15 protein-coding genes are annotated in these 16,090 nt (G+C 75.5%); 12 read left to right on the plus strand and 3 right to left on the minus strand.

The window, feature by feature from the left end:
• The first annotated feature begins 26 nt into the window (after nt 1-26).
• From ND486_RS20845 to ND486_RS20875, 7 genes are all read left to right on the plus strand, one after another.
• Nucleotides 27-1,364: an adenosylmethionine--8-amino-7-oxononanoate transaminase gene (locus ND486_RS20845; RefSeq protein ID WP_374231511.1), complete on the plus strand. Its 1,338-nt coding sequence runs from the start codon at nt 27-29 to the stop codon at nt 1,362-1,364.
• Nucleotides 1,365-1,643: 279 nt separating this feature from the next.
• A complete protein-coding gene (locus ND486_RS29880; protein ID WP_251786007.1) occupies nt 1,644-3,953 on the plus strand; it encodes a bifunctional SulP family inorganic anion transporter/carbonic anhydrase in 2,310 nt (769 codons plus the stop codon).
• A 49-nt stretch (nt 3,954-4,002) separates the two neighbouring features.
• Nucleotides 4,003-4,392, plus strand: coding sequence for a co-chaperone YbbN (locus tag ND486_RS20855; protein WP_062402218.1), 390 nt, complete (start codon nt 4,003-4,005; stop codon nt 4,390-4,392).
• A gap of 75 nt (nt 4,393-4,467) precedes the next feature.
• Entirely contained in the window at nt 4,468-5,649 is a 1,182-nt protein-coding gene (locus ND486_RS20860) for an 8-amino-7-oxononanoate synthase (RefSeq protein WP_062404560.1), read from the plus strand.
• Nucleotides 5,646-6,350, plus strand: coding sequence for a dethiobiotin synthase (gene bioD, locus ND486_RS20865; protein ID WP_251786009.1), 705 nt, complete (start codon nt 5,646-5,648; stop codon nt 6,348-6,350). The genes ND486_RS20860 and bioD overlap by 4 nt, the downstream gene beginning before the upstream one ends.
• The gene (bioB, locus tag ND486_RS20870; protein WP_224402891.1) at nt 6,347-7,354 is read left to right on the plus strand and encodes a biotin synthase BioB; all 1,008 of its coding nucleotides are present in this window, start codon (nt 6,347-6,349) and stop codon (nt 7,352-7,354) included. The genes bioD and bioB overlap by 4 nt, the downstream gene beginning before the upstream one ends.
• Nucleotides 7,351-7,572 carry a hypothetical protein gene (locus ND486_RS20875; protein WP_218622632.1) on the plus strand — a complete coding sequence of 74 codons (222 nt, stop codon included), beginning with the start codon at nt 7,351-7,353 and terminating at the stop codon, nt 7,570-7,572. Before bioB ends, ND486_RS20875 begins: the two co-directional genes overlap by 4 nt.
• Nucleotides 7,573-7,628: 56 nt before the next feature.
• Here ND486_RS20875 and ND486_RS20880 read toward each other — a convergent pair whose 3' ends face one another.
• Nucleotides 7,629-8,666 (minus strand): zinc-dependent alcohol dehydrogenase family protein, encoded by a 1,038-nt coding sequence (locus tag ND486_RS20880; RefSeq protein WP_100880954.1) that lies wholly within the window; start codon nt 8,664-8,666, stop codon nt 7,629-7,631.
• A gap of 81 nt (nt 8,667-8,747) precedes the next feature.
• Between ND486_RS20880 and ND486_RS20885 the strand changes: the two genes are divergently transcribed.
• Together ND486_RS20885 and ND486_RS20890 are read left to right on the plus strand one after the other, a co-directional pair.
• Nucleotides 8,748-9,281 carry a type II toxin-antitoxin system PemK/MazF family toxin gene (locus tag ND486_RS20885; protein WP_251786010.1) on the plus strand — a complete coding sequence of 178 codons (534 nt, stop codon included), beginning with the start codon at nt 8,748-8,750 and terminating at the stop codon, nt 9,279-9,281.
• 128 nt (nt 9,282-9,409) lie between these two features.
• Nucleotides 9,410-11,038 carry an ABC-F family ATP-binding cassette domain-containing protein gene (locus ND486_RS20890; protein WP_251786012.1) on the plus strand — a complete coding sequence of 543 codons (1,629 nt, stop codon included), beginning with the start codon at nt 9,410-9,412 and terminating at the stop codon, nt 11,036-11,038.
• 2 nt (nt 11,039-11,040) lie between these two features.
• On the opposite strand, the gene ND486_RS20895 is transcribed toward ND486_RS20890, so the two are convergent.
• Entirely contained in the window at nt 11,041-11,712 is a 672-nt protein-coding gene (locus ND486_RS20895) for an LON peptidase substrate-binding domain-containing protein (RefSeq protein WP_226356707.1), read from the minus strand.
• Between the two features lie 13 nt (nt 11,713-11,725).
• Nucleotides 11,726-12,436 carry an NUDIX domain-containing protein gene (locus ND486_RS20900; protein ID WP_308215869.1) on the minus strand — a complete coding sequence of 237 codons (711 nt, stop codon included), beginning with the start codon at nt 12,434-12,436 and terminating at the stop codon, nt 11,726-11,728.
• 166 nt (nt 12,437-12,602) lie between these two features.
• On the opposite strand from ND486_RS20900, the gene nadA reads away from it, so the two are divergent.
• Genes nadA through nadC form a run of 3 tightly spaced genes read left to right on the plus strand, consistent with a single transcriptional unit; the run spans nt 12,603 to nt 16,083 of the window.
• The gene (gene nadA, locus ND486_RS20905) at nt 12,603-13,601 is read left to right on the plus strand and encodes a quinolinate synthase NadA (protein ID WP_062402227.1); all 999 of its coding nucleotides are present in this window, start codon (nt 12,603-12,605) and stop codon (nt 13,599-13,601) included.
• Entirely contained in the window at nt 13,598-15,199 is a 1,602-nt protein-coding gene (locus ND486_RS20910; protein WP_251786014.1) for an L-aspartate oxidase, read from the plus strand. Before nadA ends, ND486_RS20910 begins: the two co-directional genes overlap by 4 nt.
• Nucleotides 15,196-16,083, plus strand: a complete 888-nt coding sequence (gene nadC, locus ND486_RS20915; RefSeq protein WP_251786023.1) for a carboxylating nicotinate-nucleotide diphosphorylase — start codon at nt 15,196-15,198, stop codon at nt 16,081-16,083. Before ND486_RS20910 ends, nadC begins: the two co-directional genes overlap by 4 nt.
• Nucleotides 16,084-16,090 lie beyond the last annotated feature (7 nt).

The following is a 16,090-nucleotide window of genomic DNA, read 5'->3' on the forward strand; positions in this document are numbered from 1 at the left end:
GAGGGTCGGCACTAGCGTGGGCGTCCGTGACCACCGCAGGCCCCGGGCGTGTCCCGGACCCGACCGTCTCCGGATCCCCGCTCGACACGGGGGCACTGCTCGCCACCGACCGGGACCACGTCTGGCACCCCTACGCGCCGATGCCGGCGACCCGGGCGCCGATCGTCGTGGAGTCCGCGCAGGGGGTGCGGCTGAGGCTGCCCGACGGCCGTGAGCTCGTCGACGGGATGTCGTCGTGGTGGTCGGCCATCCACGGCTACCGCCACCCGCGGCTCGACGCGGCGGTACGCGACCAGCTCGGCCGGATGAGCCACGTGATGTTCGGCGGCCTGACCCACGGCCCGGCCGTCGACCTGGCCCGGCTGCTCGTGGACGTCAGCCCGGAGGGGCTGGAGCACGTGTTCCTGGCCGACTCCGGATCGGTGTCGGTCGAGGTCGCCATCAAGATGTGCCTGCAGTACTGGCGGTCCCGCGGCCGCCCCGGCAAGCACCGGCTGATGACGTGGCGGCGCGGCTACCACGGCGACACCTTCGGTGCGATGAGCGTCTGCGACCCCGACGGCGGCATGCACTCGCTGTGGTCCGACGTCCTCCCGCAGCAGGTGTTCGCCGACGCCCCACCGGAGGACTTCACCCACGACTACGTCGCCCACCTCGCCGAGCTCGTCGAGACCCACGCCGACGAGCTGGCCGCGGTGGTCGTCGAGCCGGTGGTGCAGGGCGCCGGGGGGATGCGCTTCCACGACCCCCGCTACCTGCACGTGCTGCGCGAGCTGTGCCACGCCCACGACGTGCTGCTCGTGTTCGACGAGATCGCCACCGGCTTCGGCCGCACCGGCGAGCTGTTCGCCGCCGACCACGCCGCCGTCGCCCCGGACGTGATGTGCGTCGGCAAGGCGCTGACCGGCGGCTACCTGACGATGGCCGCGACCCTGTGCAGCACCCGGGTGGCCCGCGGCATCACCGACGGCGAGGCCGGGGTGCTCATGCACGGGCCGACGTTCATGGGCAACCCGCTCGCCGCCGCCGTCGCCCACGCCTCGGTGTCGCTGCTGCTCGAACGCGACTGGCGGCGCGAGGTGAAGGACGTCGCCGCCGGGCTGCGCGCCGGGCTGGCCCCCGCCCGGTCGCTGCCGGGCGTGCGGGAGGTCCGGATCCTGGGCGCTATCGGTGTCGTCGAGATGGCCGAGGAGGTCGACGTCGCCGCCGCGACCGCCGCCGCGGTGCTCGCCGGGGTCTGGCTACGGCCCTTCCGCAACCTCGTCTACGCGATGCCGCCGTTCGTCAGCACCCGCGACGACGTGGCGCTGATCACCGCCGGGATGCGGGCCGCAGCCCTTGCCGGGCAGCGGGATCAGCGCTGAGTCCGTGATCCGGACCACCGATCCGGTGGACTTCGGTGTGTTCCACCTCACGTTACGCAGAGGTGTACGGCGCTGACCGGGCGTTTCGTCGTGGACGTCCGAAACGATGAGAAGCGTTCTCATCATGATCCGTTTCCGTGGTCGGGGTGAAACGGTGTCGGCCGGTCGCATTCGTCCGGTCGGCCGCACCCGCTCCGCCGGTCGCGCACCGCGCGACCCGCCCCAGTCGACCGCACCGTCGCGGTCCGGCGCCCCCCACGGACCGATACGGAGGATCCGGTGCCCACGCACAGTCACTCCAGCACCACCAGCCCCACGAGTAACTCCGAACACCGCGTGCAGGACCACGAGCACGCCCCGGCCGAGTCCGGCCGCGGTGAGCACTCGCCGCCGGGCGGCTCCTGGTTCGGCCGCACGTTCCCGCACGCCCGGGCGGACTTCTCCGCCTCGATCGTCGTGTTCCTCGTGGCGGTGCCCCTGTCGCTGGGCATCGCCGTCGCCTCCGGCGCCCCGATCCTGGCCGGCCTCATCGCCGCCGTCGTCGGTGCCGTCGTCGCCGGTCTGCTCGGCGGCTCCAAGCTCCAGGTCTCCGGCCCCGCCGCCGGTCTGACCGTCATCGTCGCCGAGCTGGTCAACACCTTCGGCTGGCAGGTCACCACGCTGATCACCGCGGGCGCCGGTGTCCTGCAGATCGTCTTCGGGCTGACCCGGCTGTCCCGGTTCGCCCAGGCCATCCCGCCCGCCGTCGTGCACGGCATGCTCGCGGGCATCGGCGCCACCATCGCCCTCGGCCAGCTGAACGTCGTGTTCGGTGGTCAGGCGCAGACCGGCGGCGTCAACTCGATCGCCGCGCTGCCCGGCGCGATCGCGAACCTGTCCTGGCCCGCGCTGCTCCTCGGCGGCATCGTCATCGCGATCATGCTGACCTGGAACCGGCTGCCCGCGAAGGTGACCGTCGTCCCGGCCGCGCTGGTCGCGATCGTCACGGCCACCGTCGTCTCCCTCGCCTTCGCCGACGTCGTCCGGGTGCAGCTGGGGGGCTCGCTCCTGGACGCGCTGTCGCTGCCCGCGCTGCCGGAGTCGAACTGGGGCGGCGTGCTGTTCGGCATGCTGACCATCGCGCTGATCGCGAGCGTCGAGTCGCTGCTGTCCGCCGTCGCGGTGGAGCGCATGAGGCCCGGCACCCGCACCGACACCGACCGTGAGCTGCTCGGCCAGGGTGCCGCCAACACCGTCTCCGGCATGATCGGCGGCCTGCCCATCACCGGTGTGATCGTCCGGTCCGCCGCGAACGTCAAGGCCGGCGCCGAGACCCGCGCGTCGGCGGTGCTGCACGGCGTCTGGATCGCGCTGTTCGCGATCGTGCTGATCGGCGTCATCGAGCTGATCCCGATGGCCGCACTGGCCGGTCTGCTGGTCATGATGGGTGTCGGGCTGGTCAAGCCGGCCGAGATCCGCACCGCCCGGCAGCACGGTGAGCTGGCCATCTACGCCGCCACCCTGCTCGGCGTCGTGTTCCTGAACCTGCTCGAGGGCGTCGTCATCGGGCTGGTCCTGGCCGGGCTGATGCTGCTCTGGCGCGCCGTCCGGTCCCGCCCGCACCTGGAGCAGGCCGACGACGGCAGCTGCGAGCTCGTCGTCGAGGGCTCGCTGAGCTTCCTGGCCGTGCCGCGGCTGTCCCGCGAGCTGAACTCCGTCCCGCGCGGCTGCGACGTCACCGTCCGGCTGGTCACCGACTACCTCGACCACGCCGCCTACGACCACCTGCTCGCCTGGAAGGCCCGCCACGAGGGCACCGGCGCCACCGTGACCGTGATCGAGCCCGAGCAGGCCCGCCGCGCCACCGCGCCCGGCGCCGGCTTCCTGACCTGGGGCGAGTGGCAGGGCAGGGAGACCGAGGGGCGTGCGTCGGGGACGCTGATGGCGGGCGTCGCCGCGTACCACGACAACACCTCCGAGGCGATCCTCCCGACCATGACCGGGCTCGCCGACGGGCAGTCCCCGTCCGCGATGATGATCACCTGCGCGGACTCCCGGGTGCTGCCGCACGTCATCACCCACAGCGGCCCGGGCGACGTGTTCACCGTGCAGAACGTCGGCAACCTCGTCGTCGGGCCCGGCACCGCGGCCGCCGTCGAGTTCGCGACCGGCACCCTCGACGTGCCGATCGTCGCCGTCTGCGGGCACTCCGGCTGCGGGGCGATGCAGGGGCTGCTCGCCGGCGGCGCGAGCGGGGACTCCGCGCTCGGCCAGTGGCTGCGCGAGGCGCGGCCGGTGCTGCGCGCCTACGAGAACGGTCACCCGGTCGCCGTCGCCGCCGCGCGGGACGGGTTCGGCGAGGCCGACCAGCTGGCGATGGTGAACGTGGCGATGCAGCTGGAGATGCTGCGGGCGCAGGACTCCGGCGCCGAGGTGCTGGGCCTGTTCTACGACATCCGCAGCGCCCGTGTGCTCGTCCTCGACGAGGCCGCGGGCCGGTTCGTCGAGCCCCGCGCCGACCTCGGCACCGGGGTCTCGGACCTCGACCGGATCGCCGCCGGACACGGGCACGGGGCCACCGCCGCCGCCCGCCGGCTGCTGAAGGTCTGAGCCCGCGCATCCGGGAACAATCCGCACCCACGACGTCGTTGGGGACCGTATGGCCACCGTGGAACTGACCACCGACAACTTCGACGACGTCGTGGGTGCGCCCGGGACGACCGTGCTCATCGACTTCTGGGCGTCCTGGTGCGGGCCGTGCACCCAGTTCGCCCCCGTCTACGACGCCGCCTCCGAGAAGCACCAGGACGTGACCTTCGGCAAGGTCGACACCGAGGCCCAGCAGGCGCTGGCCGGTGCGTTCGGGATCTCCTCGATCCCGACCGTGATGGCCGTCCGCGACGGCGTGGTGCTCTACTCCGAGCCGGGCGCGCTGCCCGCCGAGGCCCTCGAGGACCTCATCGGCCAGGTGAAGGCGGTCGACATGGACGAGGTCCGCGCCGCCGTCGCCGAGCAGGAGAAGCAGGAGGGTGAGGCGCCGCAGGCCTGACCCGGCGTCCGCACGACCCCCGGAGCCCCGCACACCTCAGGGTGGGCGGGGCTCCGTCGTGCCTAGGGTGTGGGCGTGACCGGCCCCGACCCGACGCCGCCCGGACCCCGCCCGCTGGCCTGGCTCGACACCCACGCCCGCGCCCGAACCGAGGCCGGTCTGCGCCGCAGGCTGTCCCCGCGTCCGGCCGACCCCGCGGGCGGGCCCGCGCTCGACCTCGCCGGCAACGACTACCTCGGGCTCTCGGCCGACCCGCGGGTCGTCGCCGGGGCGACCGCGGCGCTGCGCACCTGGGGTGCGGGCGCCACCGGGTCACGGCTGGTCACCGGCTCGACCGCGCTGCACGCCGAGCTGGAGGCCGAGCTCGCCGCGTTCTGCGGCCACGACGACGCCCTGGTGTTCTCCTCCGGCTACACCGCCAACCTCGGGGTGGTCACCGCGCTCACCGGCCCCGGCGCGCTGATCGTGTCCGACGCCGCCGCGCACGCCTCCCTGGTCGACGCCTGCCGGCTCTCCCGGGCCCGGGTGGTCGTCGTGCCGCACGCCGACGTCGACGCCGTCGACGCCGCGCTGGCCGCCCGCACCGAGACCCGCGCGCTCGTCGTCACCGACTCGGTCGGGTCCGCCGACGGCGACCTCGCCCCGCTCGCCGCGCTGCACCGGGTCTGCCGGGCCCGCGGCGCGGTGCTGCTCGCCGACGAGGCCCACGGGCTCGGGGTACGCGGTCCGGGCGGGCGCGGCCTGCTCGCCGAGACCGGGCTGGCCGGGGCGGACGACGTCGTCGCCACCGTCACCCTGTCCAAGGCGCTCGGCAGCCAGGGCGGTGCGGTGCTCGGCCCGGCCGCGGTCACCGCGCACCTGGTCGACTCCGCGCGCTCGTTCATCTTCGACACCGGCCTCGCCCCCGCCGCGACGGGTGCGGCGCTGGCCGCGCTGCGGGTGCTCGCCTCCGAGCCCGAGCGGGCCGCGGACGTGCTGCGGGTCGCCGGTGCGCTCGCCGCCGCCTGCGACGCGGCGGTGCCGGTGTCCGCGGTCGTCCCGGTGGTGCTGGGCGAGCCCGGCCCCGCGGTCGCCGCGGCCGCCGCCTGCCTGCGGCGCGGTCTGCGGGTGGGCTGCTTCCGGCCGCCGTCGGTCCCGCCGGGCACCTCCCGGCTCCGGCTCACCGCCCGTGCCGGGCTGACCGGGGCGCAGCTGTCGTTCGCGACCGGCGTGCTCGCCGAGGTGCTCGCCGACGCCCGGACGGGGGCCCGGGCGTGACCGGGCGGTTCGTGGTCGTCACCGGCACCGGCACCGGGGTCGGCAAGACCGTCGCCACCGCCGCGCTGGCCGCCGTCGCGGTCGCGGCGGGGGAGCGGGTGGCGGTGCTCAAGCCCGCTCAGACCGGGGTCGGCCCGGACGATCCCGGCGACGTCGACGAGGTCGCCCGCCTCGTCCCCGAGGTCACCACCCGGGAGCTGGCCCGCTACCCCGACCCGCTGGCCCCGGCGACCGCGGCCCGGCGCTGCGGGGCATGCCCGGTGACCCCGGAGCAGGCCGCGGTGACCGCGCGGACGCTGGCCGACCACCACGACCTCGTCCTCGTCGAGGGTGCGGGCGGGCTGCTCGTCCGGTTCACCGACGAGGGCGGCACCCTCGCCGACGTCGCCCGGCTGCTCGGCGCCCCGGTCGTGGTGGTCGCGGCGTCCGGGCTCGGCACGCTCAACCACACCGCGCTCACCGTCGAGGCGCTCCGGGCGCGCGGCCTGACCTGCGCGGGGATCGTGATCGGGTCCTGGCCGGCGGAGCCGGACCTGGCGGAGCGCTGCAACCTCCAGGACCTGCCGATGATCACCCGGGCGCGGGTCCGCGGCCTGCTGCCCGAGGGGCTCGGACGGGTGACACCGGACCGTTTCGCCGCGGTGGCCCGGGACACACTGGGTCCGATCCAGCTGGGTGACTGGCAGGATCCACGGGCATGACGACCGCCCGGACCGACGTCCTCACCGTCGCGCGCGACCAGGTCCTCGACCAGGGTCGCGGCCTCACCGTCACCCAGGTGCGCGAGGTGCTCGACCTGCCCGACGACCGTCTCGACGACCTGCTCGAGCTGGCCCACGAGGTGCGGATGCGCTGGTGCGGGCCGGACGTCGAGGTCGAGGGGATCATCTCGCTCAAGACCGGCGGCTGCCCGGAGGACTGTCACTTCTGCTCCCAGTCGGGCCTGTTCGCCTCGCCGGTGCGCTCGGCCTGGCTGGACATCCCGATGCTCGTCGAGGCCGCCAAGCAGACCGCGAAGACCGGGGCCACCGAGTTCTGCATCGTCGCCGCCGTCCGCGGGCCCGACGAGCGGCTCATGTCCCAGGTCGCCGCGGGCATCGCGGCGATCCGCGACGAGGTCGACATCAACATCGCGTGCTCGCTGGGGATGCTCACGGCCGAGCAGGTCGGCGAGCTCGCCGCGATGGGCGTGCACCGCTACAACCACAACCTCGAGACCGCCCGCAGCCACTTCCCGAACGTGGTCACCACCCACACCTGGGAGGAGCGCTGGGACACCCTGCGCATGGTCCGTGACGCCGGCATGGAGGTGTGCTGCGGCGGCATCGTCGGGATGGGGGAGACCCTGGACCAGCGCGCCGAGTTCGCCGGGCAGCTCGCCGAGCTGGAGCCCGACGAGGTGCCGCTGAACTTCCTCAACCCGCGCCCGGGCACCCCGTTCGGGGACCTGGAGCCGATGTCCGGGCCGGACGCGCTGCGCACCGTCGCCGCGTTCCGCCTGGCGCTGCCGCGCACGATCCTGCGCTTCGCCGGTGGCCGCGAGATCACCCTCGGCGACCTGGGCGCCCGCAAGGGCCTGCTCGGCGGGATCAACGCGGTGATCGTCGGGAACTACCTGACGACGCTGGGGCGTCCGGCCGAGTCCGACATCGACCTGCTCGGCGAGCTGGAGATGCCGATCAAGGCCCTCAACGAGACGCTGTGACGGCGCCGGTGGGCACGCCGACCCGCGAGGACGGGGGCCGGTACTGCGACCAGTGCGGGTCGCCGGACTCCGCGGCCGGGCACGACCGGTGCGCGGCGCGGCGCGAGCTGGAGCCGCCGCGGTTCTGCCCGGACTGCGCACGGCGGATGGTGGTGCAGGTCCACCCGGTCGGCTGGACGGCCCGGTGCAGCCGGCACGGCGAGCGCACCTCGTCCTGACCCGCCGCCGCGCGCGGCCCCCGCGGTGGCGGGGGCCGCGCCGGTGTCCGCACGGGTCAGGGCTTGATCAGGACCTTCAGCGCCTCGCGGTCGTTCATCGCGCGGTAGCCGTCGGGGACCTCGTCGAGACCGATGGTGCGGTCGAAGACCCGTCCGGGCTGGATGCGGCCCTCCAGCACGTCGGGCAGCAGCTCCTCGATGTAGGCGCGCGCCGGGGCGACGCCACCGTGCACGCCGACGTTGCGCATGAACTCGCCGACGCCGAGCGGGATGTCGGAGTACTGCGAGACGCCGACGCGGCCGACCAGCCTGCCGTCCTTCGTCACCTCGATGGCGGTGCGGATCGCCTCCACGTAGCCGACGCACTCCAGCGCGGCGTCCACGCCGTCGCCGCCGGTCAGCTCGCGCACCTTCTCGACCGCCTCGTCGCCGCGCTCGGCCACGACGTCGGTGGCGCCGAACTCGCGGCCCAGGTCGGTGCGGTCGGTGTGCCTGCCGAGCAGGATGATCCGCTCGGCGCCGAGGCGCTTCGCCGCGAGCACCGCGCACAGCCCGACCGCACCGTCGCCGACGACGGCCACGGTGTCTCCGCGGCGCACCCGCGCCGAGACCGCGGCGTGGTGGCCGGTGGAGAACACGTCGGACAGGGTGAGCATCGACGCGAGCAGCGCGTCGTCCGGCTCGCCCGGCATCGGGACCAGGGTGCCGTCGGCGAACGGGACGCGCACCGCCTCGCCCTGGCCGCCGTCGGTGCCGTCGGAGCCCCAGCCGCCGCCGTGCCGGCACGAGGTCTGCAGCCCCTGCGCGCAGAAGTCGCAGGTGTTGTCGGCCCAGACGAACGGTGCGACGACGAGCTGGCCCGCCGTGCGGTTCCGCACCCCGGACCCGACCTCCTCGATCACGCCGAGGAACTCGTGGCCGATCCGGTCGCCCTGCGGGTTGTCGTCGGCCGAGTTGTACGGCCACAGGTCGCTGCCGCAGATGCAGGAGCGCAGCACGCGCACGATCGCATCGGTGTCGTCACGGATGACCGGGTCCGGTACGTCGGACGAGACCCGGATGTCGTGCGTGCCGTGGATCAGAGTCGCCTTCATGCCCCCGGCCTTCCCGTATGCGGAACCGTTCATGCGCGCCCGGTGGTCGTGACGTGCCGCACGTGCGGCAGGCTGGGCGGCATGGCGATCAACTGGGGCTCGGTGCTGCGCAAGGCCGCGGATCTGGCGGTGCAGTTCCTGAAGGACTCGCAGAAGGACGGGCAGGACCCGCGGCGCGGCCACGGCGGCGCCCGGCCCGGCCCGCCGCCGACGGCCGGGCGGGTGCGCACCGCGCCCACCGGCGACCGTGCCCGGGAGGTCGCCTACGCCCCCGAGCCCGACGGCGCCGCGGACCCCGGCGAGATCGTCTGGACCTGGGTGCCCTACGAGGAGGACGCGAGCCAGGGCAAGGACCGGCCGCTGCTCGTCGTCGGGCGCTCGGGTGGCGAGCTGCTCGGGCTGATGCTGTCCAGCCAGGACAAGCGGGCCCACGACCCGGACTGGGTCGGGATCGGCTCCGGCGCCTGGGACCGCGAGGGCCGCGACTCCTACATCCGGCTCGACCGGGTGCTGGAGGTCGAGGAGCACGGCATCCGCCGGGAGGGTGCGGTGCTGGACCGGGCGCGGTTCGACCGGGTCGCGGACGAGCTGCGGTCGCGCTACGGCTGGCGCTGAAACCCGGGTGCGCCCGTGCGGGCGCACCCGGTAGGGTCGCCGTCATCATGAGGCACTGACGACCCCCTCGACCGCGGACGCGGCACACGCCCCTGCGGTCCTCCTCCGTCTCCACCGGAGTCGTCGTCATGTCATCGACCGAGCAGGTCCACGCCGTCACCGCCCGCGGGCTGGTCCGTTCCCACGCCGCCCGCGCCGGCCGTCCGCCGGTGCTCGACGGCGTCGACCTCGTCGCCGCGCCGGGCACCCGGGTCGGCCTGATCGGGGAGAACGGCTCGGGCAAGTCCACACTGCTGCGGCTGCTCGCCGGCGTCGACACCCCGGACGGCGGGACGCTCACGGTTCCCGCGGACCGGGTGTACCTGCCGCAGGAACCCGACCTGGGCGACGGGGGGACCGTCGGCGACCTGCTCGACGCGGCGCTGCGCCCGCTGCACGACGCCGTCGCCGAGCTGGAGCGCCTGGCCGCCGGTCTGGCCGACGGCAGCGGCGCCGCCGCCTACGACCGGGTGCTGGCCTGGGCGATCGCCCACGACGCGTGGGACGCCGACCGGCGCGCCGAGGTCACCGCGGGCACGCTCGGTGTCGCCGACCTGGAGCGGGACCGGCCGGTCGCGACCCTGTCCGGGGGCGAGCGCACCCGGCTCGCGATGGCCGCCGCCCTGGTCCGCCGCCCCGCGGTGCTGCTGCTCGACGAACCCACCAACCACCTCGACGACGCCGCCCTGGAACTGCTGGAACGCTCGCTGGTGGAGCTGCCCGGCGTCGTCGTCGCGGCGAGCCACGACCGCACCTTCCTCGACCGGGTCTGCACCGAGCTGCTCGACCTCGACGCCGGCGAGCTCGGCACCGACGGGTACGGCGGGCGCCGGTTCGGCGGCTCGTTCACCGAGTACCTCGACGCCGCCGCGGCGAGCCGCCGCCGCTGGGAGGAGCGCTTCGCCGCGGAGCAGGAGGAGATCGCCGCGCTGCGGGAGAAGGCGCGGGCCGGGCTGTCGACGATCGCCCCCGGGCGCGGCCCGCGCGACAACGACAAGTTCATCCACGCCTTCAAGGGGGCGGGCGTCGAACGCACCCGGGCCCGCCGGGTCCACGACGCGCAGCGCCGCCTGGAGGTCGCCGAGCGCGAGGCGGTCCGCAGGCCGCCCCGGCCGCTGGAGTTCGCCGGGCACCTCACCGGCGACGCCCCGGCCGGCGGGCTCGCCGTGAGCGTGCGGGACCTGCGGATCGACGGCAGGCTGCGGCTCGACCTGCTCGACCTGGCCGTGGGGGAGAAGCTGCTGGTCACCGGCCCCAACGGGGCCGGGAAGTCGACCCTGCTGGCGGTCCTGCACGCCGACCTCGCTCCGGACGCGGGCACCGTGGACGTCCGGGCGCGCCGGGTCGGCCTGCTGGCCCAGGACCCCGACGTCGGCCCGCCCGACCGCAGCGCCGCGACCGCCTACGCCGAGGCCGTCGGCGTGGAGCGGGCGGAGACCGTTCCGCTGCGCGAGCTGGGGCTGCTGCACCCGCGCGAGCACGGCACCGCGGTCGGAGAGCTCAGCCTCGGCCAGCGGCGGCGGCTGGCCCTGGCCGTCGTCGTCGCCGACGCCCCGGACCTGCTGCTGCTCGACGAGCCGACCAACCACGTCTCGCTGCGGCTGGCCGGGGAGCTGGAGTCGGCGCTCGGCACTGCGCCGGGGACGGTCGTCGTCACCTCGCACGACCGGTGGCTGCGCCGGCGCTGGGAGGGGCCGCACCTCGCCGTCGGCGGGTGAGCTCAGTTCGGGCTGTGCTCGTCGGGGAACGACCCGAGCGGCGCGGGCACCGCCCGCAGGGTCTCCAGCAGGCCGCGCTCGCGGGCGAGCAGCCTGCGGATCTCCCGGAGCCGCTGCACCGCGCTGGTCTGCTCCAGCAGGAGCTGGCGGTCGCCCAGGGGCAGCAGGCAGTCCCCGGCCAGCAGGTGCGCGAGGTCGGCGGTGGGGGTGTCGTCGGCGGGCTCGGACCAGTCACCGGTCCGCCACGCGGTGTCGCAGTACTCGCGGTGCGCCGCGCGGGCGGACCGCTCCAGCATCGCCACCAGCCGCGGGTCGGCCTCGTCGCCGGTGTCGTCGGGCAGGAACTCGACCTCGCCGCAGAGGTAGGAGTGCGAGCCCGCGTCGAGGTCGAGCAGCCGGAAGCGGCGGGCCCCGCGGGTGACGACGTCGTAGCGGCCGTCGGGCAGCCGGCGGGCGTCGATGAGCACCGCGGTGCAGCCGACGGCGTGCATCCCGGCGGCCCCGGAACGGTCCGGCGAATGGCCCTCGCGCACCGCGACGACACCGAACTCGCGGTCGGGGACGGCACCGGTGAGCAGGTCGACGGTGAGCTGGCGGTAGCGGGGCTCGAAGATGTGGAGGGGAAGCGCCGCACCCGGCATCAGCACCGTCCCCAGCGGGAACAGCGGGAGCATGGCGGACACCGGCTCACGGTAGTACGCCGTCGCGGGGCCCGCCGGGTCGCGCAGGTGGCCGGAGCACGGCGAACGCGTCGGTGACCCGCATCCCGCGGTCGGTGAACCGGAAGACCGCGGCCGGGCGGCCGCCGGAACGGCCCGACGGGACGACCTCCCCGGTGGGCTCCAGCAGGCCGCGACGGGTGAGGACGCGCTGCAGGTTCGTCGCCGAGACCTCGTGGCCCAGCGCGGCCACGTAGTGCTCGCGCAGGGTCGAGATCGTGAACTCCGCGGGGGCGAGCGCGAACCCGAGGTTGGTGTAGGAGAGCTTGGCCCGCAGGCGGTCCCGCCCCGCCGCGACGATCGCGGCGTGGTCGAACGCGGTCGCGGGCAGGTCCTCGACGTCGTGCCACGCCGTGTCCCCGGGCAGCTCGGGGTCCGCGTCGGAGGGGACCAGGCCGAGGAACGCGGTGGCGATGCGGCGCTCCCCGGACACACGGGCCGGGTCGGAGAAGACCGACAGCTGCTCGACGTGGGCGACCTCGCGGACGTCGACCTTCTCGGCGAGCTGGCGGCGCACGGAGGTCTCGACGTCCTCGTCGGGGCCCAGGGTGCCGCCGGGCAGCGCCCAGCGTCCGGCGTCCGGGTCCAGGGCCCGCTGCCAGAGCAGGGCGCCCGCCCGGCCCTCCCGGATCCTGAGCACGACGGCGAGGACCTCGTGCAGGGCGGGTGGCGGTGTCACGGGGCCAGCCTAGGGCGGACCGGCCGCGGCACCGGGACGTGACGGCGGGGTGTCCGTCGGGTGAGGTCCCGGTCACGACGGAGGTGTCGGTGGCGCGCGACCGGTGCTACCATCCGATCAGTTTCCGCCCGCTAGGCGAAAACCCGACACGGCCCGGGAGGGCGCAATGACCGGAACGCTGACGGCACCCGGCGGCACGGGGACCGACCCCGGCTGGGCCGACGAGGTGCGTGCGCTGGCCCGCGAGCGGGACGCGGTCCTGCTGGCGCACAACTACCAGCTGCCCGAGATCCAGGACGTCGCCGACCACGTGGGGGACTCGCTCGCGCTGTCCCGGATCGCGGCCGAGTCCCAGGCGTCGACGATCGTGTTCTGCGGCGTGCACTTCATGGCCGAGACCGCCAAGATCCTCAGCCCGGACAAGACCGTGCTGATCCCCGACGCGCGGGCCGGCTGCTCGCTGGCCGACTCGATCACCGCCGACCAGCTGCGGGAGTGGAAGGCCGAGCACCCGGGCGCCGTCGTCGTCTCCTACGTCAACACCACCGCCGCGGTGAAGGCCGAGACCGACATCTGCTGCACCTCCTCCAACGCCGTCGAGGTCGTCGACTCGATCCCGCGTGACCGCGAGGTGCTCTTCCTGCCCGACCAGTTCCTCGGCGCGCACGTCCGGCGCACCCTGGAGCGGGAGAACATGCACGTCTGGGCCGGGGAGTGCCACGTGCACGCCGGCATCAACGGCAAGCAGCTCACCGAGCGGGCCGCGGCCCACCCCGGCGCCGACCTGTTCGTGCACCCCGAGTGCGGCTGCGCGACCTCGGCGCTCTACCTGGCGGGCACCGGCGCGGTGCCCGCCGAGCAGGTCAGGATCCTCTCCACCGGCGGCATGATCGACGCCGCCCGCGCCACCGGCGCGACGGAGGTGCTCGTCGCGACCGAGGTCGGGATGCTGCACCAGCTGCGCCTGGCCGCCCCGGAGATCGCGTTCCGCGCGGTGAACGAGAACGCGTCCTGCCCCTACATGAAGATGATCACCGCCGAGGCGCTGCTGCGGTCGGTCCGCGAGGGCACCGACGAGGTCCACGTCGACCCCGACCTCGCCGCGCGCGGCCGCGCCGCCGTGCAGCGGATGATCGAGATCGGTCAGCCGGGAGGTGGGGAGTGACGGCGCGGGGGGTGAGCTGGGAGGCCGGAGCCGACCTGGTCGTCGTCGGGTCCGGGGTGGCCGGGCTGACCGCCGCGCTCGACGCGGCCGCGGCCGGGCTGCGCGTCGTGGTGGTCACCAAGGACGGCATCGGCGAGGGCTCCACCCGCTGGGCGCAGGGCGGGGTGGCCGTCGTGCTCGGCGACGTCGCGGGGGACTCGCTCGACTCCCACGTCGCCGACACGGTCGCCGCGGGCGGCGGGCTGAACGACGTCGCCGCGGTCGGGACGATCGTGCGCGCCGGACCGGACGCGGTACGCAGGCTGTGCGGCCGCGGCGCCCTGTTCGACCGGAGCGGGGACCGCCCCGCGCGGACCCGGGAGGGTGGCCACTCGGCGTACCGGGTGGTCCACGCCGGGGGTGACGCGACCGGCGCGGAGATCGAGCGCGCCCTGGTCGCCGCCACCCGCTCGGCGCAGCTCACCGTGCTCGACGGGCACGTCGCCGCCGAGGTGCTGCGTGACGCCGGCCGGGTCGCCGGCCTCACGGTGCTCGACGCCCACGGTCGCGCCGGGGTGCTGTCCGCGCCCGCGGTGCTGCTCGCGACCGGCGGCTACGGCCAGCTCTACGCCTCCACCACCAACCCGGGCACCTCCACCGGCGACGGCGTCGCGCTCGCCCTGCGCGCCGGTGCGGTCGCCGCGGACCTGGAGTTCGTGCAGTTCCACCCGACCGTGCTGTGGACCGGGCCCGGCAGCGGCACCGCCGGGCGTCGCCCGCTGGTGACCGAGGCCGTCCGCGGCGAGGGCGCGGTCCTGCGCGACCGGGCCGGCACCGCGTTCATGGCCGGTGTCCACCCGCGGGCCGACCTCGCCCCGCGCGACGTCGTCGCCGCGGCGATCACCCGCCGGATGGCCGAGACCGGCAGCGCGTGCGCCTGGCTCGACGCCACCGCGCTCGAGGGGTTCGCCGCACGGTTCCCGACCGTGTACGCGTCCTGCCGGGCCGCCGGGATCGACCCGCTGACCGAGCCGATCCCGGTGACCCCCGCCGCGCACTACGCCTGTGGCGGCGTCGTCACCGACACGTCCGGGCGGACCGGGGTGCCGGGCCTCTACGCCGCGGGCGAGGTCGCCCGGACGGGGCTGCACGGGGCGAACCGGCTGGCGTCGAACTCGCTGCTGGAGGGGCTGGTCGTGGGGGAGCGGGTGGTCCGCGCGGTGCTCGCCGACGCGGGCCCGACCGGGGTGCCGACCCCGGCCGCGACGGTCCCGGCGCTGCCGGTGGCCGACCGCACCGTGGTGCAGCGGGCGATGTCGGTGAGCGCCGGGATCGGCCGCGACGCCGCCGGGCTCGCCGGGGCGTCGGACGCGATCGAGGCCGTCACCGCCACCGCGGTCCCGGCCGGCCGCGCCGGGGTCGAGGACGCCGCGCTCACCCTGGTCGCCCAGGCCGTGCTGGCCGCGGCCGGTACCCGCCGGGAGACCCGCGGCTGTCACGTGCGCACCGACTTCCCGGACCGGGACGACACCTACCAGCGCTCGTCGCTGCGGGTGCGGGTCGACGCCACGGGACGGCCGGTCGTCGTGGCCGGCGAGACGCTGGCGGGTGTCGCATGAGCACCCTCGCCGCCGGGGTCGGCGGGGTCACCGAGGTCGGCGTCCCCGACCCCGACGACCTGCTGCGCGTCGTGCGCACCGCGCTGGAGGAGGACCTGCGGTACGGCCCGGACGCGACGACGGCGGCGACCGTGCCCGCCGGGGCCGTGGCGACCGCGTCGTTCACCCCGCGGGCCGACGGGGTGCTCGCCGGGCTCCCGGCCGCCCGCGCCGTGCTCGACGAGGTGCTGGGCGCGGGCGGGTACGCGGTGCTCGCCGGGGCCGCCGACGGTGACCGGCTCACCGCCGGGACCCCGGCGCTCACGGTGCGGGCCCCGGTCCGCGGGCTGCTCACCGCCGAGCGCACGGCGCTGAACCTGCTCACGCACCTGTCCGGGATCGCCACGGCCACCCGCGCCTGGGTGGACGCCGTCGACGGCACCGGGGCCCGGATCCGGGACACCCGCAAGACGCTGCCGGGCCTGCGGCTGCTGGAGAAGTACGCCGTGCGGTGCGGCGGCGGGGTGAACCACCGGCTCGGGCTGGGCGACGCTGTGCTGATCAAGGACAACCACGTCGCGGCGGCCGGGTCGGTGTCCGCGGCGCTGGCCGCGGCCCGCGCGCTCGCCCCGGACCTGCCGTGCGAGGTGGAGGTCGACTCGCTCGACCAGCTCGACGAGGTCCTGGAGCTCGCCGCCGAGCTGGTACTGCTGGACAACTTCACCGTCGCGGAGACGGCCGAGGCGGTGCGGCGGCGCGGGGACCGGGCGACGCTGCTGGAGTCCTCCGGCGGGCTGGCACTGGGCAGCGCCCGGGACTACGCGGCCACCGGCGTGGACTTCCTCGCCGTCGGCGGGCTGACCCACTCGGTGACCGCGCTGGACCTGGGGCTCGACCTGGGGTGAGCACGGC

Source organism: Pseudonocardia sp. DR1-2 (assembly GCF_023717215.1).
Classification (GTDB): domain Bacteria; phylum Actinomycetota; class Actinomycetes; order Mycobacteriales; family Pseudonocardiaceae; genus Pseudonocardia; species Pseudonocardia alni.